The sequence below is a fragment of the Staphylococcus caledonicus genome (genome assembly GCF_016238465.1).
Classification (GTDB): Bacteria; Bacillota; Bacilli; order Staphylococcales; family Staphylococcaceae; genus Staphylococcus; species Staphylococcus caledonicus.
The window spans coordinates 523,376-546,234 of the sequence record NZ_JABTXV010000001.1 but is presented as its reverse complement, the minus strand read 5'-3'; the positions used below and the strand labels follow the sequence as shown (position 1 = coordinate 546,234).

Genomic DNA, 22,859 nt, shown 5'->3' with positions numbered 1-22,859 from the left:
CAGTTTTAGTAACTGTATCAGTCTATCGCACCCTACTGTGTTAATGGTTAGCTTAAGTAAGATTATCTACGTCTTGTTTTTCTTTATTAACTGCATTCATCGCCTTAGAATAATCTTTGAATTTACTTTGGAAATTCTTTTGTGCTTTATTTAATGCATCATTTTTTTCATCAACTTGTGATTGTGTTATACCATCTTGTTTGATTAATTCAAACAAATCTTTTTCTTTACTTAAGACGTTTCTATAAGCCTTAGCATACGCATCATGTGTTTTATATTTATCCTTGATAGCATCATTCAGTTGTTTTACTTCTTTTTGCTTATCATCACTTTTAATATCATCTATATGTGAGTCACCTTTTTTAAATTGCTTTTCAGAATCATTTAAGGTAGATACTTCTTTATCGAATGTTTCTTCTCGCTGTTTAATATTATCTAAAATATCGTTAGCAGCTTTTTTACGTGTATCTTCATTATCACTGTTTGCTTTTTTATATAAGTCTTGTTTCTTTTCTTCAAGTGAATTTAATTTCTTACCAATATTATTTATAGGTTGCTCTTTATCAAAAGCTTTTTGCACATTGTCATTATATGCGCTCACTTCTTTTTTATCTGTCGTACATCCAGCTAATAAGATGCTTGAAGCAGCTACGATAGCAATTGATTTACGTATTTTCATTAAAAATTATCCTCCTCGTAGTCTTTTGTTTGTAATATTATAGAAAGGTGTATTATAAATCAAATGAAATTAGATAATGTACTTAGCGATAGATTATCTGTTATATTTTATTATAAGGAAGGTGTATGACATGTTAACAATGAAAGACATTATCAGAGACGGTCATCCTACATTACGTGCGAAGGCCGAAGATGTAAACGTCCCTCTCTCTGATGAAGATAAAAACACTTTACGTGAAATGCGTGAATTTCTAATTAATAGCCAAGACGAAGAAACGGCTAACAAATATGGTTTAAGATCAGGTGTAGGATTAGCTGCACCACAAATCAACGTTTCAAAAAGAATGATTGCTGTATACCTACCAGACGATGGTGAAGGTAAATCATACGACTATATGCTAGTTAACCCTAAAGTAATGAGTCATAGTGTACAACATGCTTATTTACCTACTGGTGAAGGTTGTTTAAGTGTAGATGAAAATATCCCTGGCTTAGTTCATCGTCATTATAGAGTGACTATTAAAGCCTATGATATTGATGGAAAAGAAATAAAATTACGTTTAAAAGGTTATCCAGCTATCGTCTTCCAACATGAAATCGATCATTTAAACGGTATAATGTTTTATGATTATATTGATAAAGACAATCCATTAATGCCATTACCTGATTCAGTTGAGGTATAAAAATACAATTTAGAAGAGTAGGACAGAAATTGAAATGAAACATAAATTTTCTGTTCTACTCTATTTTATATATAAATCTTCTTATAGTTAATTCATCGAATAATTGTTTATTACACTTTAATGTTCTGTTCCACTTTTCCCCCATCAACTTTAACTTCTATTTAGTGAAATTCGCTACAGATATAAACTGCTTTATTTATTCAAATACATAATGTAAAATGAATAATAACTGAAATCTTAGTACTATACTAATTTCAAATAATGAACGACATTAATGACTACCCTAAAATCAACTTGAGAATAAGAACATGAATTGTTAGATTTTCACGTTCTGGCAACAACCTTTAAACAAGGTAAAGCTTATTAACTATTAGCTATTCAGTAAGATAAAGCTAGGTTATAGCAAGTTTTTTATTAGGGACTGAGATTAATATATTCAAATTAAATGTTTAATATTAGGAGGAACTATCCACTATGGCAGTATTTAAAGTATTTTTCCAACATAATAAAGACGAAGTTATCGTACGTGAAAATACAAGTTCTATTTATGTTGAAGGTGAAACTGAAGAACAAGTAAGACGTTATTTAAAAGATCGCAATTACAATATCGAATTTATTACTAAATTAGAGGGCGCACATTTAGAATATGAAAAAGAACATTCTAATCACTTTAACGTGGAGAATGCACAATAATGAAACAACTACATTCAAACGAAGTAGGTGTATATGCTCTAGGTGGTTTAGGCGAAGTTGGTAAAAACACTTACGCTATAGAGTATAAAAATGAAATCGTAATTATCGATGCAGGAATTAAATTCCCTGATGATAATTTACTAGGAATCGACTATGTCATTCCTGATTACACTTATCTCGAACAGAACCAAGATAAAATTGTCGGTCTGTTTATAACTCATGGACACGAAGACCATATAGGTGGTGTGCCCTACCTATTAAAGCAAATTAATGTACCTATTTATGGTGGTCCATTAGCTTTAGGTTTAATTCGTAACAAACTAGATGAACATAATTTACTACGTAACGCAACTCTAAATGAAATAACAGAAGATAGCGTTATTAAATCTAAACACTTTGAAATTTCGTTCTATTTAACAACTCATAGTATTCCAGAAGCATATGGCGTAGTAGTTGATACACCTGAAGGTAAAATTGTCCATACAGGAGATTTTAAATTCGACTTCACGCCTGTTGGTGAGCCAGCGAATATCGCTAAAATGGCTGAACTAGGAAAAGAAGGCGTACTATGTTTACTTTCTGACTCTACAAATGCGTTAGTACCTGATTTTACATTAAGTGAACGTGAAGTAGGTCAGAACGTTGATAAGATTTTCCGTAATTGTAAAGGCCGTATTATATTCGCAACATTTGCGTCAAATATTTATCGTGTTCAACAAGCAGTTGAAGCAGCAATTAAATATAACCGTAAAATTGTAACGTTCGGTCGTTCAATGGAGAATAACATTAAAATCGGAATGGAGTTAGGCTATATTAAAGCTCCACCTGAAACTTTCGTAGAACCTAACAAAATTAATAACATCCCTAAACATGAATTATTAATTTTATGTACAGGTTCTCAAGGTGAGCCAATGGCAGCTCTATCACGTATCGCTAATGGTACTCATAAACAAATCAAAATCATTCCAGATGATACTGTAGTCTTCAGCTCATCACCAATTCCAGGTAATACTAAGAGCATTAATCGTACTATTAATGCTTTATATAAAGCTGGTGCAGATGTTATTCATAGTAAGATTTCAAACATTCATACGTCTGGTCACGGTTCTCAAGGTGATCAACAATTGATGTTACGTTTAATTCAACCGAAATATTTCTTACCAATTCATGGTGAATATCGTATGTTAAAAGCACATGGACAAACTGGTGTTGATTGTGGCGTTGATGAAGATAACGTCTTTATCTTTGACATTGGTGATGTCTTAGCTTTAACTCATGATTCAGCTCGAAAAGCAGGACGTATACCATCAGGTAATGTCCTAGTTGATGGTAGCGGTATTGGTGACATAGGTAATGTAGTTATCCGTGACCGTAAGTTATTATCTGAAGAAGGTTTAGTCATAGTCGTTGTTAGCATCGACTTTAGTACAAATAAATTACTTTCTGGTCCAGATATTATCTCACGTGGATTTGTGTATATGCGCGAATCAGGTCAACTTATTTACGATGCACAACGAAGAATTAAAACGGATGTTATTTCAAAATTGAACTCTAATAAAGATATTCAATGGCATCAAATTAAATCTTCAATTATTGAGACGTTACAACCTTATCTTTTCGATAAAACTGCACGTCGTCCAATGATTTTACCAGTAATTATGAAAGTTAACGAAGATAATTAATTAAATTAAAAGCGCTATGTATGATTTCTCTCATTGAGACATACATAGCGCTTCTTTTGTTTATATTTTAAATGTTTAGCGAACGATTTTCTTTTCGAAACGATTTAAATCATTATCATGACCAATCATGATTAAGATATCACCAAATTCAATATTAATACTTGGATCTGGCGACACAATAATCTCCTTGCCACGCTTAATGGCAATAATATTGATACCAAACTGTGCACGAATATCTAAATCGATAATAGACTGTCCAGTCATCTTCTCACTTGCTTTTAACTCAACTAGGGAATGCTCATCTGCTAATTCAAGATAATCTAACACACTCGCACTAGCAACGTTATGTGCGATTCTTCGACCCATATCTCTCTCAGGATGCACTACCGTATCCGCACCAATTTTATTTAAAATCTTCGCATGATAATCATTTTGAGCTTTAGCCGTAACTTTTTTAACCCCTAATTCTTTTAAAATTAAGGTCGTTAACGTACTCGATTGGATATTTTCCCCAATCGCAACTATAACATGATCAAAGTTACGTATACCTAAGCTCTTCATAACCGCTTCATCAGTAGTATCAGCAACGACTGCATGGGTTGCTATATCACTGTATTCATTTACTCTAGCTTCATCTCTATCAATAGCCATAACATCCATGTCTAAGGCATTGAGTTCTCTTACAATACTACCGCCAAAGCGTCCTAATCCTATTACAACGTATTCTTTCTCCATTTATCAGATACCCCTATCCATATCATTAACAAATTAAAAGCCGAAATGTTCACCTCTATATTGTAAAACTGATTGCCAATTCTAACAATACAATGATGACTATCTCGGCTCCTTTCTATATGTTAATTATTTCTTTCCTTCCACGTACTCTTTATCGAAGACGAACAATCTTAATAATAATATTAACGATGGAATTAATAAAAGTAAACCTAAAACAAATACGATAACTAGAGCTAAGCCCATAGAGTCATTAACACTTGAATCAGATAATTTAATATAAGGATATAACAGATAAGGTAATTTACTTAGACCATAACCATAAAAGGCGAAGCCCATCTGTAAAATAACCATTATAAAAGCTAATCCATGATATTTTTTCATTAAATTCAATACGCCTGCAATTAGGAAGAAGACAAAACTAATGGCGAACATCCACCAATAATTAGTTACTGCATTATAGAAATGATCTGAGTTTTGAATTCTTAATGATAAGAAGACAAATAATGAAATAATAATCATCGGCGGACCCCAAAACATGAACCACTGGCGCATAAAGTGATAGGCAACTTTATCTTTAGCCTTCGAAGCATAGTAAGTTAAAAAGCCCGAAGAAATATAGAGCACACTAACAATGGCTAAGAAAACTACGGCCCATGCATAGGGACTTAATAAGAGTTGAAGCCAATCTAAATCAAGATGAGAGCCATGTTCAGTGATGTAGCCCCCTTCTGAAATAGTTAATACTGTAGCTAAAGATGCTGGGATTAATAGTCCGGTTAAACCATATAGAAATATCCATGGTAATTTTGTATCTTGACCGTAATGTTCAAAGGCGTAAAAACTACCTCTTACTGAAATCAGTATTAGCGCAATTGACCCAGGTACTAGTAATACCGTCCCTAAATAAAGCGCCGAATCTGGGAAGAACCCTACAAATCCTACGAAGAAGAATACAAAGAAAACATTAGTTACTTCCCAAACTGGGTTAAGATATCGTTCAACTAAGTGGTTAATTTTCTTTTCTTCACCTGTCAGCTTAGAATGCAATGTAAAGAAACCAGCCCCAAAATCAATTGAAGCGACGATAATATAGAGAAATAGGAATGTCCATAATACTGTAATACCAATACTAGTATAATCCATTATTCATGACCTCCCTTACCGATGACCTTATCAACATCCTCTTGCGCAGGTTTATTTTTAAACATACGTAATAATACATAAGCTGAAGTGACTAGTAACACAAAGTATAATAGTCCAAATAATATTGTAACGAGTGTGATACCTCCAGCCTTTGTGGCAGCTTGACTTACACGCATGTATCCTCTGATGATCCATGGTTGACGGCCCATTTCAGTTAAGAACCAACCAAATTCAATCGCTAACATTGAAGCTGGACCAGTGAGAAGAACCGCATAAAGTAAACCTTTGTGAGTCGTATATTTACGTAACTTCTTAATTAGCATGGTTAATACAAATGCGCCTGAAATTATGAAACACAATACTCCCATAGAAACCATTAAATCAAAGAAGTAATGGACAATCATTGGTGGAAGTGTGTCCTTAGGAAAGTCATTTAGACCTTCCACTTTGGTATTTACATTGTTATCAGCTAAGAAACTAAGCATACCTGGTATTTTAATAGCACCAGTAATTTCTTGAGTTTTCTCGTTTAACACACCGAAGAATACTAAATCTGCTTTTGAACCTGACTCAAAGTGCCATTCATACGCTGCTAATTTTTCAGGTTGAACTTGATGAAGAAACTTCGCTGATAAATCCCCTGCCAACATAGATAATAATGTTGATAGGAAACCAACGATCATTGTCATTTTCAATGCTTTTTTATGATACTCTGTGTCTTTACTATATTTATTTTTCAACAGCTTAAAGGCTGCAATTGATGCTAAAACAAATGCCATAGTCATCCCTGCTGTCGCAATAACATGGAATGCTCTGACTAAAAATGAAGGATTGAACATTGCTTCAAATGGTTGTACATTCACCATTTTTCCATTTTTCATTTCAAAACCAGCCGGTGTATTCATAAATGAGTTAACCGCTGTAATAAAGAATGCTGAGAATGAACCACCAATAATCACAGGTATACTGATGATAAAGTGAATCCATTTATTTTTAAAACGATCCCAAGTATATAAATAAATACTTAAGAAGATTGCTTCAAAGAAGAATGCAAATGTTTCCATAAATAATGGTAATGCAATAACGTGACCGCCCATTTTCATAAATGTAGGCCATATTAATGATAGTTGTAAACCGATAATCGTACCTGTTACTACACCTACTGCTACAGTAATTGTATAACCTCTCGACCAACGTTTTGCTAAAGCTATATATTTAGGATCCTTATTTTTAATTCCTAAAAATTCTGCGATGGCAAACATTAAAGGCATCCCGACACCGATCGTTGCAAAAATGATGTGCACTGCTAATGTCATACCAGTTAGGAAACGGCTAATTTCAACAGAATCCATATCTTAATCTCCTTTTCTTTATCTTTAGATTAAAAATCAATTGACTTAAATTATATTAGTTTCTACATACTAACTAAATTCTTTTGCTTATTTTTTTCGAAAAAAATTAAATAGAATTCACATATTTATCACAGTTTGCAATTCTGTCATAATTTCTTTATAGTATTTTCAGGAAAATTAAAATAAGGAGTGAAATAAGATGTCTCATATTACTATCTATACACAGAATGACTGTCCACCATGTACATTTGTGAAAAATTATTTAAGCGAGCATAACGTAGAATACGAAGAGAAAAACATTACAAATGATACTTATCGTAATGAAATGATGGAATACGATGCTTTTGCCACACCATTTATTCTTCTAAACGATGAGCCAATGTACCAAGTGGATATGGATAAAATTAATAACGCCTTTAATATTAACTAGTAACAGTTAAAATTCAAAAAAGCCCTAAGATGACTTCATATGAAATCACCTTAGGGCTATCATTTTAACTTAACATTTTAAGCATACAACATTTTATTTAGAAATATTATTAACTAAATCTTTAACTTCGTCTTGAGTAGCACAATTAACTGCACGGTGAGCTAATTCTGCCATTTCATTTTTGCTTAAACCATTAATTTGTCTTCTAGCTTTTAAGATAGATGTAGAACTCATTGAGAATTCATCTAATCCTAAACCTAATAATAATGGAATAGCTGTTTCGTCTCCAGCCATTTCGCCACACATGCCAGTCCATTTACCTTCTTTATGAGAAGCTTCAATCACTTGTTTTACTAAGCGTAAAATAGCTGGATTGTATGGTTGGTATAAATATGACACGCGTTCTGACATACGGTCGGCAGCCATAGTATATTGAATCAAATCATTTGTACCAATACTGAAGAAATCAACTTCTTTAGCGAAGATATCAGCTAAAGCTGCAGTTGATGGAATTTCAACCATGATACCTAATTCGATATCATCTGCTACATCATGACCATCATTTACAAGCTTTTCTTTTTCTTCTAAAAGAATAGCTTTCGCATCACGGAATTCATTGATTGTAGCTACCATTGGGAACATAATATTCAATTTACCGTACGCTGAAGCACGTAATAAAGCACGCAATTGAGTTCTAAAAATGTCTTGTTGATCTAAACATAAACGAATTGCTCTATATCCTAAGAAAGGATTCATTTCTTTAGGTAGATTTAGATATGGTAGCTCTTTGTCGCCACCAATATCAAGTGTACGCACTACAACGCGTTTATCTTTCATCGTTTCAAGTACTTTTTTATACGCTTCAAATTGCTCTTCTTCAGTTGGCATTTGGTCTCTGCCCATATAAAGGAATTCAGTTCTATATAAACCGATACCTTCAGCGCCATTTTCCATAACACCATATAAATCGTCTGGAGTACCAATGTTTGCTGCTAATTCAGCATGTTCTCCATCGATTGTAACTGTTTCAGCATCACGTAATTTTTGTAATTCTTTTTTATCTTCAAAGAATCTTTCACGTTTATTTTGGTAAGCAATTAATTCGTCTTCAGTAGGGTCGATAATTACGTCACCAGTTGTGCCGTCAACAATAATCATGTCACCTTGTTTAACTTCTTTAGTAATTGATTTAGTACCAACTACTGCAGCAATTTCTAATGAACGACTCATTATTGCTGAGTGACTTGTACGTCCACCAATATTAGTTACGAAACCTTGAACGAATTCTTTATTCAATTGTGCAGTATCAGAAGGTGTTAAATCATTACCTACTACAACTACACTTTCATCAATCATACTTGGATTTGGTAAATCCACACCGATAAGATGTGCTAACACACGTTTAGAAACGTCTCTAATGTCTGCTGCACGCTCTCTCATGTATTCATTATCCATTGATTCAAAGATAGTAATGAATTGAGTAGTAACTTCATTTAAAGCTTCTGGAGCACTTACTTGTTCATTTTTAATCTTCTCTTCGATAGGTTGAATTAACTCAGGATCATCAAGAACTAATAAATGTGCATCAAAGATAGCAGCTTTATCAGGACCTAATTGTTTTTCCGCATTATTTCTAATTTTAGTTAATTCGATTTTAGAAGCTTCTAACGCATTTCTAAATTTTTGAATTTCAGCATCAGTATCTGTCACTTTTTCATTAGCGAACGATAAATCTGGTTCTACTAATAAATAAGCTTTAGCAATTGCTACACCATCTGACGCAGCAATACCATTAATTAGTTTAGACATAATTATTCAGTTAAACCTTCTTTAGATAAGACATCACTGATTGCTTGAATTGCGTCTGCTTCGTCGCTTCCGTCAGCATAGATAGTGATTTCAGCATCTTTACCTACACCTAAACTCATAACACCCATGATTGATTTTAAATTAACTTTTTTACCGTTATATTCTAATTGAATATCTGAATCAAATTTTGATGCAGTTTGAACTAACATAGTTGCTGGACGTGCATGAATACCTGTTTCGTCGATAATTACATAAGATTTTTGTTCCATAATCGATTTCTCCTTCGCAAAGTTAGAATATTCAAATTTGTCATAATCTAACATAATTTTATACCATAACACTACCAAATTATAATAACTAATTCAATTCTAATACTATTGAAATACTATCCTAATCATTAATTATATTAATGGAAAAGTGTTCTAAATTACTATATTATGTTTCTATTCTTCAATATCTATACTTACTTTAATTTCTATTGAAATCGTTTAAGCAATTTAAGGTTAAATTATATCTAGAATGACAAACTTTAAAACCATCTTAATATAGCTTTAACATTAAGCTCACTTCAATTATACTACAACATTTTGCTTTTAAATAATATCATTAAGAACTTTTTCGCATTTTTCGATATGATCTCGTCCTAATTTATTCATAAAATAATAGCTAATTGAAGCTGAAACGGCTTGCCCTACTACTGGGAACCATCTAGTTTGTTTTGCAGCCGTACGTTTTGCCATATCTCTAATAATCACTTTTAGCATCGCACTTGTCACTTTTCTACCTATAAATGAACTACCTTGAATTGCTGCAGCGGCTAAAATTCGCTCTTTAGCATCATCGCCTAATGTGTTCACTTGCTTATGATCAAGTCCATAAATTTTGTTAATATCTTCAATAATATCTCTAGTCAATTTGATATCTACGCCAAAATCTAGTCCAGGAATAGGTACTACTGTCATACTTGAAGATAATAGTGATTTTTTCTTAACAATCGCTTCAGCTTTAGCTCTACGTTCTGCTATTTCTTCTTTAGTAGTTGGTAAAATGCTTTTTTCTTTAATTTCCTCAATATTTAAAACTCTGTTCCCTACTTTATTAGTAACGCCGCTTGTTAGTCTATTCATTATACTCATGCTTAGACACACCTTCCTTTAATCATTTATTAAACAGTTATACCCAATTTTATTGTTTTAATGCTTAATATTTAAGAAAACGGCTTTCAAATACTTAGATGGTTTGTAGTGAGGATGCGTTTTAAAATCTTTCGGCAAGCCCATTACTTCTTTAATTTCATATTCCACGCCAGCATTTTCTAATGTACTTTTTATAACATTTTTAAATGATTTCAATGGGAATACACTAGAATTGGTACATAATAATAATGAACCATTAGGTGCTAAAACTTCTAGAGCGCCGTTAATTAAATCATCGTAATTTTTTTGTACGGAAAATGTTTTTTTCTTGTTACGCGCAAAACTAGGTGGATCAATCACAATTGTGTCATATTCCTTGCCGTGTCGTGCTGCGTAATTATAGAAATCAAAGGTATCCATTACATAGATGTATTGACTTTTAGGATCGATAGCATTTAACCCGAAATTCTCTTCTGTTAACGCACGTGAACGATTGGCTAAGTCGACACTTGTAGTATGTTCAGCATGTTTGGCAGCCACTACTGAGAAAGCACCTGTATAACTGAATAAGTTCAGTATTTTTCTTCCTTCTGAAAATTGGTCACGTAATTTTTTACGCACTTCTTTTTGATCTAAGAATATGCCAGTCATTAACCCATCATCTAAATCTACATTATAAAACGTAAAATTCTCTTCAATCACAATTGGAAATTCAGGTGTCTCACCTAGCACATGACCGCCAGTGTACTCTGAATCTTTAAAGCGCATCTTCTCATAAATAGAGCTAAACTCAAATACTTGTTGAATTGCTTCAATAACATTGTAGCGGAATTTATACACGCCTCTTGAGTACCATTGAATCAGTAAATGACCGTTATAATTATCAATCGTTAAGCCACCAACGCCGTCACCTTCCGCATTAAATAATCTATAGGCATTAGTGCCTTCGATGTGACGATAATATTCTCGTTCTTCTAAGGCTTGTTTAAATAATTTTACGAAAAATGGCGTATTAAGGTCTTCATTTTGATCATAACTTAATACCCAACCTAAACCTTTAGGTTGACGACCTACATAAGCTGTCGCAATATACCGGTTATCCTCTGTGACTAATTGAAATAAATCGCCTTCTTTTAAATGGTCATGTTGATAAATATCATCTTCGTTTACCAATGGATATTGATTTAAATATTTTGTTTCTTTTCCTTTATTTAACGTTGCTATTTTCATTATCGAATTCTCCTATTTAAATCATATTTATACTTACTTTTACTTTTTGAAAATGTTTCTTAATTAGGCTCGTTACTATTTTAACAAATTTAAAATTTTCATTACACACATTAACGTCGAAATCAGCAAAACTAAAGGCCAAGACATTTTATATAAATGTCCCAGCCTCTTAGCGAAACGTATTCAATTATGGCCGTTCTCTTAATTGTAATGTAAATGCGACAATGACTGCAATTAACATTAAAATTAAAGTTGGCGTAATAAACACAGATAAAAGCAAACCATGGATCATAATATTAATAAATTCTGTTAACAATTTAAAGAATAGAATGCTTATCATAAAGAGTTGTAAATAATAAAACTTACCTCTTAAGAAATGTGTCAATGTGGTAGCCACATAGATAATAATGATGAACATTAGTAATAATAATGTTATCCATTCAATGACATATTGGGTTTGTGATAACTCCCATTCACCAGACACAAATAAAGCATTTCTGTTATTAAATTCTATAAAAGTAAATAAGAATAAAATGAAACCACAGAAGATTTCTACATAAGCAGGTTTAATCCATTTAGGACGTCTCATCCAACTTGGAATATCGTCCTCTTCGATGTTAAAGATATTTTTAAATTTGTTTTTAAACTTATCACGTTTAGATCTGATTTTATCTAAATCTACACTTCTTCTCGTCTTATGTGCATATTCGGATGTTTTATCTTGTAGTTGTTTAAAATGAACTTTAGATTGATTCGAAACATTTCCTTTACTTGCTCTTGATAATTCAGGTTCTTCTTCACCAAGTTCTTCCTTAGTTAATGGTAATGCGCGTCTTAGGAATAAGAAATTCCAGATAGAAGCTTGCGCTAATAACCACATGACTAAAAAGAATGTATTTACGCTTAAAATATCAATTGGTGCAATTTCATTTGCATCAATTTTACCGTATAACGAAATTTGGGTAATTAAATAACTTATTCCGTATGAAATAATTATCCATAGATAGTGACTTTTTCTATTTTCCTGATTAAGTTCGTCTTTATAAACGATATATCCAGTATGAATAATAAATGGAAAAACAAAAATCACTGCCCAAAAGCCATATACTTGAGTCATTAAGGTAATTGTAATAAGGAAGTATAAAACACCAATAATTAAAAAGAATATTGAGATGTCGTAATCATATTTAGTAGTACGGTATAATGTATAACCAATAAACATTACAATAATACCAAATAAAATAATTATGACTGCACTTATAATAGGAAAGTTGCCTATGAATCTACTCATCACTCTAATAATTTCACTGAAGAATGCATTAAGGAAGTCCCATAAATTATGAATTTTTAATTCAGCTTTATTTTTATCCTTTAATTCATTGATTAAAGGTAAATTAACTAAAATAATGAGACCCGTGAAGAGTGAAACGAGACCGATAAGATAACTATAAATTATCTCGGTTTGTTTCTTAAGAAAAGACATACTGTTCACCTCAAAATTCATTATATATGAAGTTGTTACTCTTGTCTTTATTAAAGAATAAAATACAACTTGAGACCTATAAAAGTTTATCTTTATTTCTAATGGGTAGACTATAACTGTAATAATTATTCGTATAAGGAGTGTTGCATTATGACAAACGAAGATGCTAAAAAATTATCAGCTGAAAAAGCTAAAGAAGTAGAAGAAAAATTAAAAGACCAAAACGAAGAAAAAACTAATGACACTGAACAAACTAAAAAAGATGTTCAAGACACTTTAGACTAATTTAGATAGGGATTGGGACAGAAATCTAATGTAATTTCAAAGATTTCTAGCCAACCTTGCCAAATATAATGAGACTAAGCCATTTCTATATTAATGGTTTAGTCTCTATTTTTATGTTCTAAAATAAATAAATATAAAATCTATGAATTCCTATCAGTTTTAACCAAAATCCCTGAATAACCTTGACATTAATTAGGAAAAGTCATACATTTAAACTAAATTAAATAACAACGCACTAGGGGTGTGTATGCTGAGATGAGGTGTAGCCTCAAACCCTTCGAACCTGAACTAGCTAAGACTAGCGTAGGAAAGTGTTGCTAACATAAATAATTTCAACTTTTATATAAAGTATTTTATTTGAGACGCACAACTTTCTACGGAGGGTTGTGCGTTTTTTTAGGAGGAAACTTTATGTCAAAAGGTTTAAATCTTTCAGAAATATTAGTAACTGTACTGATTGCTGTAGTATTTGCAATTATTTATAACTTATGGTGGTTTGCATACAACGTAGCACAAGTTGCAGGTCTTCATATTGAGCAACTCACATACGGCGTTTGGTTTATGGCTGCTATCGTCGCATATTTAATTATTCCTAAACCAGGTATCGCCTTAATTGCAGAATTTGCTGCTGGTGCTGGTGAAACAATTGTTATGGGTAAATTTGATATTCCAACAATTATTTATGCCATTTTACAAGGTTTAGCATGTGAAATCATTTTCGCTATTTTTAAATATAAATCAAGATCTTTAATGGTAGCGGCATTAGCTGGTTTAACTACAGCGCTTATTTCATTCCCAGTAGATTATTTCTACGGTTATTTAAATGAAGTAGCAGGTTGGAACTTACTATTATTAATCATTTTCCGTGCGATTAGCGGTATCGTAGTTGCCGGATTACTATCTTATTATATTGTCAAAGCGTTGGATCAAACTGGCGTAACCAAACTATTCCGTCCAGCTTCTCAAAAAGACTACGACAACCTATAAGGGGAAATCATTGTGTTAAAAGCAAAAAATTTACGTCTTAAATATCCAAATGGCGAAAGAAAAATTTTCGATAATTTAAATATTGAAATTAAAGATAAAGAAAAAGTGCTTTTACTAGGTGCTTCTGGATCTGGTAAAAGCACATTGCTTAATGTGCTAAGTGGTATTGTTCCTAATTTAATAGAACTACCTATGAAATATGATGAATTAGAAATTAATCCACAATCAGGGGTTATCTTTCAAGATCCAGACACGCAATTTTGTATGCCGAAAGTTTATGAAGAATTAGCTTTTGTTTTAGAAAATAAGAAAGTTCCTCGTAGTGAAATGGACGAACAAATTCAACAAGCCCTTGCTTCTGTTAATTTAAATGTAACTGACACTACATATGTTAACCACTTGAGTGGTGGGATGAAACAGAAATTAGCTATTGTGGAAACTATTTTACAAGAAGCTGACACACTCTTCCTAGACGAACCTACGGCAATGTTAGATGTAGACGCTACGGCGGACTTGTGGCAACGATTAATTCATTTATGGACGGATCAAACAGTGCTTATCGTTGAACATAAAGTTGAACATATATGGCAACACGTTGATCGCGTTATCTTAATGAACTATGAGGGAGAAATCATTGCCGATAATACACCTGATTACATCTTACATAATTGCGAAGAGTTACTAACTGAATTCGGTGTTTGGCATCCTCATGCGTGGAATCATGCACCAGAACGTTATGACCTTTCTCCTGATTACAATAAAACAATATTTTCATATAAAGATGGGCGCGTTACTCGTGGTAAGAAAGACTTATTCCAAATACCAGAACTATCTATTCATCCTGGTGAATGGATAACCATTACTGGGAAAAATGGTACTGGAAAGACCACTCTTCTTGAATCTATAATGCAGCTAATAAAATATAAAGGGCAAATGCATTACGAAGATACTTTATTGAAGAAAATTAAAGATGCAGCACAACATATGTACCTCGTATATCAAAATCCAGAGTTACAATTTATTACAAACTCTGTATATGAGGAAATACATATTCATTACAACCATCAAGAACCAGAAAAAGCCGAAGCACAAACGCAACGTCTTTTAAGTTTATTACATTTGGAAAATGTTAAAAACCAACACCCATTTGAATTATCAATGGGACAAAAACGTCGCTTGAGTGTAGCGACCGCGTTAAGTTCAAAAGCTGAAATTATTTTATTGGATGAACCAACTTTTGGTCTAGATAGTCATAATACATTTCAATTAATTGAACTTTTCCAAGAACGTGTTGCTAAAGGGCAAACGATTGTCATGGTTACGCATGATCCAGAAATCATCCACCGTTACCCTACACGTCGTTTAAACGTGGACAATGGACAACTCGTGGAAATGGAAGGTGAAGCACATGTTTGAGCGCTGGAAAAAACGATTCACATTCGTTGATGATGTAAATATCATAACTAAGTTATTGCTTGGTGTCGCTTTATTCTTCTTTATCATTTTCGTCCATAACTTTGATTACATGATTTACATTACTTTGTTAATATTTATATTCTTAATGTTATTTAATGGCACTGAACTTAAGATAACTGGGTCTTTTCTCCTAGTTACCATATTCTTTGCCCTACTATCATCACTATTTATGATTCTGTATGGTGACGGTACACACATGCTATTCACTTGGGGAATTATCCAAATTAGTATAGAAAGTATCGTACGTGGTATACACTTATCCTTACGTACAATTACAGTTTCAATGTTTGGTATCTTAATTGCGTTAACTTCACAAATCGTCATGATATTCTATAGTTTAATGCAACATCTAAAAATCAAACCTAAAATTGCCTATGCCTTTATGGCAGCAATCAGAATGGTACCTTTAATCTTTACGTCACTGATTCAACTTAGACGTTCTTTAAAAATGCGCTATCAAATGATTGATGCATCGAATTATCGAGGGTTAAAACGTTTCAAACACTTAATCATTCCGATTTTAAGTCAGAATATACGTCGTGCTCATCAATTATCAGTAGCCATGGAATCTAAAGGATTTAAAGATGGACCAAGAACGTATTATTATAAAGCTCCATTCTCATATAAAGATATACTATTCGTAATCTGTTTAATCGGTATTTTAGCTTTAGCTTTCTATCTATCACAAACCTTCCCAATTACCGGCATTACCGATGCCCGCGTTTCTGGAAAAGTAGGCTAAGTTAAAAGCGAATATAGAAAAACTAGCTCTGAAAAAGTCTAATCGTAGATTTTTTCAGAGCTAGTTTTATAGTTAGAGAGAAGTAAATAGACGTTATTACTTTAAACCGTAACACTCACTCTTTTTTGATTACTTTTATAATCAGTACTAATACTAATTTAAACCAAAACGTTCTTCTTGTGTTACTATACCTCGTTGAATATTGCCATCTACATTATCTTTCATTTCTTCAAATAATTCTTGGAATCTTATCTCATCTTGATCAGAATAACCATTAAAAATCACTTTATCAATATTTTCTTCGTTAAAATAGTATAGTTGATCCTCTACTACACCGATGGGATATTTACATGCTGAATAATCAAACATATATTGCTGATTATCTATTTCGACTATAGGCCCTCGATTAATAATCATTAATTTCTGAGAACCGTCTTTTAAATATATAATACTCCCTATTGTTTCCATTTTATACCACCTATCTTTCCATCGATTTCAGTTTGAGCGCATAAAAATATGTTTTGAAATAAAATAAATATCAAAGTCATTGTAATCCCAATAACAAAAATAATATAAAAAAAGATATTTTGAAATACGTACTTTATATCGGGTAATATATATGCATGCGCCTGTACCTCAGTTAATCTAATATTAAGTTTAACCATTTTCTTTTTATCAACTATGTATTTAAATATACATACGGGTATTATAGTTAATAATAATAAAAATATATTTATATAAATGTTCGTTATGAAATTCAAACTGTCAAATATAAAACTTGTTAGAATAGCAATCAAAAAGCTTAAACCTGCAGCAAAGTTTATTAGAGAATTTCTTTTTTCTTCTTTCTCTTTAGAAATGAAAATAGTTTTAATATAGGTAAGGTCTTCTTTATGTACTTCCATTAATGACTTTCTTGTTACATAATTTAATAATGGAAATATATAAGTTAGCTTATTTTGATTTAAATCAATAATGTAATGTGAGTTTTTATAGTGTACTAATTTATACTTACTGTTCTTTTCAATAGTCTCTATCTTTATTTTTTCGATGATTTCTCATTCCTTCATCAAAATTTAAACTAATTATCAATTCTTTCATTACCCTTAATTGCTCTAAAACCAATCATCGTCTATTTATATTTTTTATTTCTTCTTTCTTTATTTTTGATACAATTTTAGGATTTTTTATAAATAATTTATCAAGTTCTTTAGAACATGCAATATCACCTTCAAATTGAAAATTATCTAATGATCTAATACCAACACTAAAAGATAAATCCTTATCATTATTTATATAACCACTAATATCATAACCGTCCATCGGATTTTTTCTCATTTCTTTTAATTCAATACTTTTGAAATCTTTCACATTATACTTCATATATAGAGTTATTCTTTCTTTTTGTTCATCGTAATATTGTTGTTCTTTTTCCTTTTTCTCGTCATATTTCATTTTAATATAGACGCACCCTATAATTAACACCAAGCTGATTAACATAATAAATATTAAAATTACTTTTTTATCCATATAATCATTCCTATATGTTTTCTAACATACTCAAATTCATTGCATTTCAAAAAGTATTACTTTTACAACACTTCACTTAAACTACCGTTAAATTATTGATTTATTAATTACCTTTTATATTCCTTCTTTATTTGTGATACAGATTTGATTTTTTTTATATACATTTCTTCCAATTTAGCAGAACTTGTTATATCCCCATCAAATTGAAAGTTCTCTCTAAACCTTGTACCAGCAGTAAAAGCGATATCTTTATCATTATTTATATAACCCTCTATGTCATAACCATCCATTGGGTTTCTTTCTATTTTAGTAAAATGTATTGTCTTATATCCTTTGACATTATATTTCATAAAAAGCTCTATTCTTTCTTTTTGTTCATCGTAATATTGTTGTTCTTTTGCTTTTTTCTCATCATACTTCATTTTAAAATAGACGCACCCTATAATTACTACCAGGCTTAATAATATAATGAATACTAAAATTATTTTTTTATCCATATAATCATTCCTTTAAGACGAAACAATAAATTATTTTTTAGAGCTAGTAAATATTACAGACTTTTATTAATAATTGCACTTTAAGTTTTAAGATAGAAAAAATTAGAATAAGGCTAGTCTTTACTAATTTAAATATATTTTTAACATCCTCAAATTCACTGTTAATGAGAAAATTGATTAGTTTTTTAAAAATATTTAGAAGAACGTCAAAACTTGTATTAATCTACTTGTTTTCTTTTTTCGATTGTTCTTTTTTTATTTCAGATACAGATTTCAAATCTGCTTTCTCAAGTTCATTAAGACCTCGACTCCAACCAATAGTTCCCTCAAATTGAAAATCATCCACATAATATGCTGTAGCAGTAAAACTCTTAGTTTTATCATTATTAATATAACCTTTAAAAACAAAGTTCCCCATTGGATTTCTTTTTTGTTCAATAAATTTAATATTTTTAAAATCTCTCATATTATATTTCATGAAAAGTTCTATTCTTTGTTTTTGCTCATTATAATATCGTCGCTCTTTTTCTTTTTTCTCGTCATATTTCATTTTTAAAATAGATGCACCCTATAATTACTAACAAGCTCATTAATGTAATAAATATTAAAAATACTTTTTTATCCACATGATCATTCCCTAAATATTGTATTTCAAAAATAGATTAATTCGTTCTTTTTGCTCATTATAATACTATTATTCTTTAGTTTTCTTCTCATGTTTTATTTTAATACTCAATGTCATAATCATTATTATAAATTTATTTTTCTTTTTTCATTGCTCTTTTTTTATTTCTGACACAGATTTTGAATTTAGTTTAAGTATTTTATCAAGCTCATTAGAATATGCTATATCTCCATCAAATTGAAATTCTTCCGTAGATCTTATGCTTGCGTTAAACGATAATTCTTTATCATTATTAATATAACCGCTTATATCATATCCATCCATTGGGTTTCTTTCTATCTTAATAAAATGTATTATCTTATATCCTTTAACGTTATATTTCATAAAAAGCTCTATTCGTTCTTTTTGTTCGTTAAAATATTGTTATTCTTTTGCTTTTTTTCTCATCATATTTCATTTTAAAGTAGAGGGATTCTATAAGTACTACTATGCTAATTATTGTAATACATATTAATAATAATTTTTTATTCATATAAACATTTCTTAAAATATTCTTTTATGCCACAACCAAATTTAATTATTTATTAGCCTTCTTTTATTTCTAACCTAGGCATTAGAATTTTTATAAATAATTTATCGAATTTAATAGAACTTGCTATATAAGTGCCAAAATGAAAATTAACTTTTGAAAGCATTATTAATCTAATTTATTACTGCTCTTTATTTTTGCATGTACCTTTTTGTCTGAAATTGATACTATGTTTAAACATGTAAAACAAAAAAACACTACTAACCAACAAAAATAACCAAATATATTTTGACTATTATCAAAAATCATCTGCCAAGGTGCAATTGAAAAAAATAAAAATGTTACGTAACCAAATATCATAATTATTGTGTTTTTAAATGTAGGAATTATCCTTACTTTTTGTGTACTATTCTTATTAAATGATTGATGATTCAACTTCTTTCTCAAAGATACACGAAGAATAATCACACCAATAAAACCTATTAAAAACATAATTACTGTCCATATTCTACTAATATTAATATCCATCAAACCAACTACGTTTCTTAATAACACACTGATGGTTACACCTATTCCACCAGTTAACACCCCTTGACTAACTTGATTTCCATTTGAAAATATATGCAAGTCATTAAATTCTTGATAAGTAAGTTCTGTATATTTAATAGGTATAAACCAATTAAACATAGGGCATATATATGAATACCAATTTTGTTCTAGGTCTACCATCAAATATTTATTATTTTTTTGAATAATTTTGTATCTAGGATTTTTATATATTGTATATACTTGTTCCATTGTTCTCAATAGCTCCTATTCATTGGATTAGTCACTTTTTTAACATCTTTGATAGCTTCTCCGATATTATTTCTGATTTTTTTAGATTCATTACTAATAAATTTTGTGCCGGTTTTAACTCTTTTTGAAATATCTTTAGAGCTATCTTGCAACTTGTGTTTCACAAAATTAGCGCCTCTTACTTCTAAAGCATGCTGATTTATTTTAAAACCAAGATATTTGGCAATACCTTTATCGATTTGATGGCCTGTCCAATCAACTCCATCCTTAACACCTTGCCAATTATTTTGATAAGCTAAGTCTACAAGTGCTACTAAGGTAGTACTTGTAGCCATCCCGTCTAGAATAGCCCAACCTACAGGAGTAGAAGACAATGCTACTGTTGCTACAATCGTGGCACCGACACCAACACCTGTTGTTAAACCATTGTGTGCAACAGCTTCTCCAATAGTTTTATTATTATTTGTTAAATCATCATACATACCTAAACTAAAACCAATCCCCATAGTACTGTAGCCACCTACTTTACCAATTTTACTGACTATACGTCCGTGCTTTATCATTTGATTTCCTGATTGATTAGTCACTTGTATGAAGCTATTTTTACTATTGGGTCCTTGAAATCCACCATAAGTATTTAATACACCAGCAAACTTTTGTATATTAAATCCTACTTGTTCTATACCATTTGAAGTAATATCAAATCCTAAATCTCTAGTGATAGATTCTTTATTTTGTATTATATATTCTTTTAAATTTTTGGGGACATCTTCCTTAGGATGTTTTTTTGTGTATCTTCTTACTACTTGTAAATCATCCTTATTCAATTTTTTACCATCTTCAACTTTTGGATTAATCTTTTTCATTCGAATATCAAGAGCTTTTTGTTGGCTAACTTGTGCCCATTCCATTTCTTTCCCAAATGGAATATGGAAAACTTGTTTACCTGGATTCCAAGACGTTTTTGCTTGATTAATTCCTTGTTGAACAGTATTTTGAAATGACTCAACTTCTTTGAAGATATGCGATGATTCTGCATCAAACTGTCTTAATTTACGTAGTTTATCTTCTAACTCATTCTTTTGATTTTGTAGACTTTCCATCATTTGTTGATTGCTAGATAACAGGGCACTATTTTGAGAAGGTTTCAGACTTAACGACGCATTCATTGCTTCTAGTTGGCTAATTTGATGTTCCAATTCATGAATATCTTCTTCTAACTCAGATTCTTTCAAGCTTTGTGTATCTACGTCAGCTTGATATTTTTCAACAAATTCACGACACGCTTGTTCAGTTAATTCGTCTAATATTTTAATACTTTCTGTTAGTGGTAAAATGACTGTCGAAAAAAATTGTTTCCCAGAATCATAAGTTTGCCCTTGTAATTCACCTTCACCAATAAACTGCATAATCCCTTTTTGTAAGTCCTCATAGCTACTAGTTAAACTTTTTACCGATTCTCCTACATCTGAAGCTTGCTTTTTAGATCTTCCTACATACATATCGATACTCACTTTATTGTCCTCCTTCCTTTCCCTTTTGTTGTTCAAAATTTCTCTTTCTTTCAATCGTTTCTATTTCTTCATTTAACTGTTGAATATTATAATCGATATCACTTTGTTGATAATATATTGCATTCATAGCTTGTCGTTGTACTATATGAAATAATTCGCTATTTTGTTCGATATGGGTAAACATACGACTTTTGTAATAACGTTCAGTCAAATGTTGATTTAAATGTTCAGTCGTTTTTATTATATTTTGATATTCATTCAATAAATTGTTAACTTGTTTCTTTTCAGTTATAAAGTTATCTATTTGTTCTTTTTTCGTCCTAATTAACCGATTAAATTCATCAACTGTAGAAGTCATTGGCTCGCTCCTTTAACTTTTACCAATTTCATTACTAATAGATTGATCAGTGTGTTCAAATTCTTGTCCAACATTCTGTATATTCTTACTTGCCATTTCAATAACTTGAGCCACCGATTTATTCATTTCCCTTAAATTCTCTATCGCATAATGTGCATCCGTATTTCCTTTGATTGTTGTGCTTTCATCTTTCGAAGGCTCAGAAATATTTTCACATTCACTAATTGCATTGTGTAGATTTGAAAAGATGTTATTTGTTTTTGTTGAATCACTCTTTATTTGTCCCATAAATCAACTCACTCCCCCTTTATAAACATACATAATATATAGCTATATAGATATTATTCGTATACATAACGAATAAAAATTAAGAATTGTGTTAATATTTAAAGCTTTAATTATTTATCTATTTAAAATAAAATTAAGGGCAATTTTAATATCAAAACTCTCTTAAATATTTCTTC

26 protein-coding genes, 1 pseudogene and 1 riboswitch are annotated in these 22,859 nt (G+C 31.0%); of the genes and pseudogenes, 8 read left to right on the top strand and 19 right to left on the bottom strand.

Annotated features, from left to right (window positions below; genetic code table 11):
- Nucleotides 1-52: 52 nt before the first annotated feature.
- Nucleotides 53-679 carry a YkyA family protein gene (locus HS848_RS02750; RefSeq protein WP_198611176.1) on the bottom strand — a complete coding sequence of 209 codons (627 nt, stop codon included), beginning with the start codon at nt 677-679 and terminating at the stop codon, nt 53-55.
- 130 nt (nt 680-809) lie between these two features.
- Here HS848_RS02750 and def point away from each other — a divergent pair, with 130 nt between their 5' ends.
- The 3 genes from def (at nt 810) to rnjA (ending at nt 3,736) form a co-directional block, all read left to right on the top strand.
- Nucleotides 810-1,361, top strand: a complete 552-nt coding sequence (gene def, locus HS848_RS02745; protein WP_107506832.1) for a peptide deformylase — start codon at nt 810-812, stop codon at nt 1,359-1,361.
- A gap of 474 nt (nt 1,362-1,835) precedes the next feature.
- A complete protein-coding gene (locus HS848_RS02740; protein WP_107506833.1) occupies nt 1,836-2,054 on the top strand; it encodes a DNA-dependent RNA polymerase subunit epsilon in 219 nt (72 codons plus the stop codon).
- Nucleotides 2,054-3,736 (top strand): ribonuclease J1, encoded by a 1,683-nt coding sequence (gene rnjA, locus HS848_RS02735; RefSeq protein WP_103166738.1) that lies wholly within the window; start codon nt 2,054-2,056, stop codon nt 3,734-3,736. Before HS848_RS02740 ends, rnjA begins: the two co-directional genes overlap by 1 nt.
- A gap of 75 nt (nt 3,737-3,811) precedes the next feature.
- On the opposite strand, the gene HS848_RS02730 is transcribed toward rnjA, so the two are convergent.
- The 3 genes from HS848_RS02730 to HS848_RS02720 form a co-directional block, all read right to left on the bottom strand.
- Nucleotides 3,812-4,471, bottom strand: a complete 660-nt coding sequence (locus tag HS848_RS02730) for a potassium channel family protein (protein ID WP_107505600.1) — start codon at nt 4,469-4,471, stop codon at nt 3,812-3,814.
- 126 nt (nt 4,472-4,597) lie between these two features.
- A complete protein-coding gene (locus HS848_RS02725; protein WP_198611175.1) occupies nt 4,598-5,614 on the bottom strand; it encodes a cytochrome d ubiquinol oxidase subunit II in 1,017 nt (338 codons plus the stop codon).
- The gene (locus HS848_RS02720) at nt 5,614-6,966 is read right to left on the bottom strand and encodes a cytochrome ubiquinol oxidase subunit I (protein WP_198611174.1); all 1,353 of its coding nucleotides are present in this window, start codon (nt 6,964-6,966) and stop codon (nt 5,614-5,616) included. The genes HS848_RS02725 and HS848_RS02720 overlap by 1 nt, the downstream gene beginning before the upstream one ends.
- 199 nt (nt 6,967-7,165) lie before the next feature.
- Between HS848_RS02720 and HS848_RS02715 the strand changes: the two genes are divergently transcribed.
- On the top strand, nt 7,166-7,396 hold the full coding sequence (locus tag HS848_RS02715) for a glutaredoxin family protein (protein WP_198611173.1): 231 nt from the start codon (nt 7,166-7,168) through the stop codon (nt 7,394-7,396).
- Between the two features lie 93 nt (nt 7,397-7,489).
- Here HS848_RS02715 and ptsP read toward each other — a convergent pair whose 3' ends face one another.
- From ptsP to auxA, 5 genes are all read right to left on the bottom strand, one after another.
- Complete coding sequence (ptsP, locus tag HS848_RS02710) at nt 7,490-9,205, bottom strand: phosphoenolpyruvate--protein phosphotransferase (RefSeq protein ID WP_198611172.1); 1,716 nt, start codon at nt 9,203-9,205, stop codon at nt 7,490-7,492.
- A gap of 2 nt (nt 9,206-9,207) precedes the next feature.
- Nucleotides 9,208-9,474 (bottom strand): phosphocarrier protein HPr, encoded by a 267-nt coding sequence (locus HS848_RS02705; protein WP_011276148.1) that lies wholly within the window; start codon nt 9,472-9,474, stop codon nt 9,208-9,210.
- Between the two features lie 324 nt (nt 9,475-9,798).
- On the bottom strand, nt 9,799-10,341 hold the full coding sequence (locus HS848_RS02700) for a DUF697 domain-containing protein (RefSeq protein WP_198611171.1): 543 nt from the start codon (nt 10,339-10,341) through the stop codon (nt 9,799-9,801).
- 57 nt (nt 10,342-10,398) lie between these two features.
- Nucleotides 10,399-11,571 (bottom strand): class I SAM-dependent rRNA methyltransferase, encoded by a 1,173-nt coding sequence (locus HS848_RS02695; protein WP_198611170.1) that lies wholly within the window; start codon nt 11,569-11,571, stop codon nt 10,399-10,401.
- Nucleotides 11,572-11,758: 187 nt separating this feature from the next.
- Nucleotides 11,759-13,054 (bottom strand): lipoteichoic acid stability factor AuxA, encoded by a 1,296-nt coding sequence (auxA, locus tag HS848_RS02690; protein WP_198611169.1) that lies wholly within the window; start codon nt 13,052-13,054, stop codon nt 11,759-11,761.
- A 150-nt stretch (nt 13,055-13,204) separates the two neighbouring features.
- On the opposite strand from auxA, the gene graF reads away from it, so the two are divergent.
- The 4 genes from graF (at nt 13,205) to HS848_RS02670 (ending at nt 16,544) form a co-directional block, all read left to right on the top strand.
- Nucleotides 13,205-13,339, top strand: coding sequence for a glycopeptide resistance-associated protein GraF (gene graF / locus HS848_RS02685; RefSeq protein WP_107506841.1), 135 nt, complete (start codon nt 13,205-13,207; stop codon nt 13,337-13,339).
- 227 nt (nt 13,340-13,566) lie between these two features.
- Nucleotides 13,567-13,666, top strand: a riboswitch (TPP riboswitch).
- An 84-nt stretch (nt 13,667-13,750) separates the two neighbouring features.
- Nucleotides 13,751-14,326 carry an ECF transporter S component gene (locus HS848_RS02680; protein ID WP_198611168.1) on the top strand — a complete coding sequence of 192 codons (576 nt, stop codon included), beginning with the start codon at nt 13,751-13,753 and terminating at the stop codon, nt 14,324-14,326.
- Between the two features lie 12 nt (nt 14,327-14,338).
- Entirely contained in the window at nt 14,339-15,742 is a 1,404-nt protein-coding gene (locus HS848_RS02675; protein ID WP_198611167.1) for an ABC transporter ATP-binding protein, read from the top strand.
- The gene (locus HS848_RS02670; protein WP_198611166.1) at nt 15,735-16,544 is read left to right on the top strand and encodes an energy-coupling factor transporter transmembrane component T family protein; all 810 of its coding nucleotides are present in this window, start codon (nt 15,735-15,737) and stop codon (nt 16,542-16,544) included. The genes HS848_RS02675 and HS848_RS02670 overlap by 8 nt, the downstream gene beginning before the upstream one ends.
- 153 nt (nt 16,545-16,697) lie before the next feature.
- Here the strand turns inward: HS848_RS02670 and HS848_RS02665 are convergent, their stop codons facing one another.
- The 10 genes and pseudogenes from HS848_RS02665 to HS848_RS02620 form a co-directional block, all read right to left on the bottom strand.
- Nucleotides 16,698-17,012: a DUF4176 domain-containing protein gene (locus HS848_RS02665; RefSeq protein WP_198611165.1), complete on the bottom strand. Its 315-nt coding sequence runs from the start codon at nt 17,010-17,012 to the stop codon at nt 16,698-16,700.
- Entirely contained in the window at nt 17,000-17,521 is a 522-nt protein-coding gene (locus tag HS848_RS02660; protein WP_332871284.1) for a DUF443 family protein, read from the bottom strand. Before HS848_RS02660 ends, HS848_RS02665 begins: the two co-directional genes overlap by 13 nt.
- Before the next feature lie 148 nt (nt 17,522-17,669).
- Nucleotides 17,670-18,074: a DUF1433 domain-containing protein gene (locus HS848_RS02655; RefSeq protein WP_198611164.1), complete on the bottom strand. Its 405-nt coding sequence runs from the start codon at nt 18,072-18,074 to the stop codon at nt 17,670-17,672.
- Between the two features lie 107 nt (nt 18,075-18,181).
- The gene (locus HS848_RS02650; RefSeq protein WP_198611163.1) at nt 18,182-18,571 is read right to left on the bottom strand and encodes a DUF1433 domain-containing protein; all 390 of its coding nucleotides are present in this window, start codon (nt 18,569-18,571) and stop codon (nt 18,182-18,184) included.
- Between the two features lie 223 nt (nt 18,572-18,794).
- On the bottom strand, nt 18,795-19,121 hold the full coding sequence (locus tag HS848_RS02645) for a DUF1433 domain-containing protein (RefSeq protein ID WP_332871281.1): 327 nt from the start codon (nt 19,119-19,121) through the stop codon (nt 18,795-18,797).
- Nucleotides 19,122-19,343: 222 nt separating this feature from the next.
- Nucleotides 19,344-19,728, bottom strand: a pseudogene (locus HS848_RS02640) (DUF1433 domain-containing protein).
- Between the two features lie 165 nt (nt 19,729-19,893).
- Entirely contained in the window at nt 19,894-20,523 is a 630-nt protein-coding gene (locus HS848_RS02635) for a DUF443 family protein (protein ID WP_198611162.1), read from the bottom strand.
- Nucleotides 20,524-20,528: 5 nt separating this feature from the next.
- Nucleotides 20,529-22,037: a T7SS effector LXG polymorphic toxin gene (locus tag HS848_RS02630; protein ID WP_198611161.1), complete on the bottom strand. Its 1,509-nt coding sequence runs from the start codon at nt 22,035-22,037 to the stop codon at nt 20,529-20,531.
- 1 nt (nt 22,038) lies between these two features.
- Nucleotides 22,039-22,395 (bottom strand): hypothetical protein, encoded by a 357-nt coding sequence (locus HS848_RS02625; protein ID WP_198611160.1) that lies wholly within the window; start codon nt 22,393-22,395, stop codon nt 22,039-22,041.
- A gap of 12 nt (nt 22,396-22,407) precedes the next feature.
- On the bottom strand, nt 22,408-22,683 hold the full coding sequence (locus tag HS848_RS02620; protein ID WP_198611159.1) for a TIGR04197 family type VII secretion effector: 276 nt from the start codon (nt 22,681-22,683) through the stop codon (nt 22,408-22,410).
- Nucleotides 22,684-22,859 lie beyond the last annotated feature (176 nt).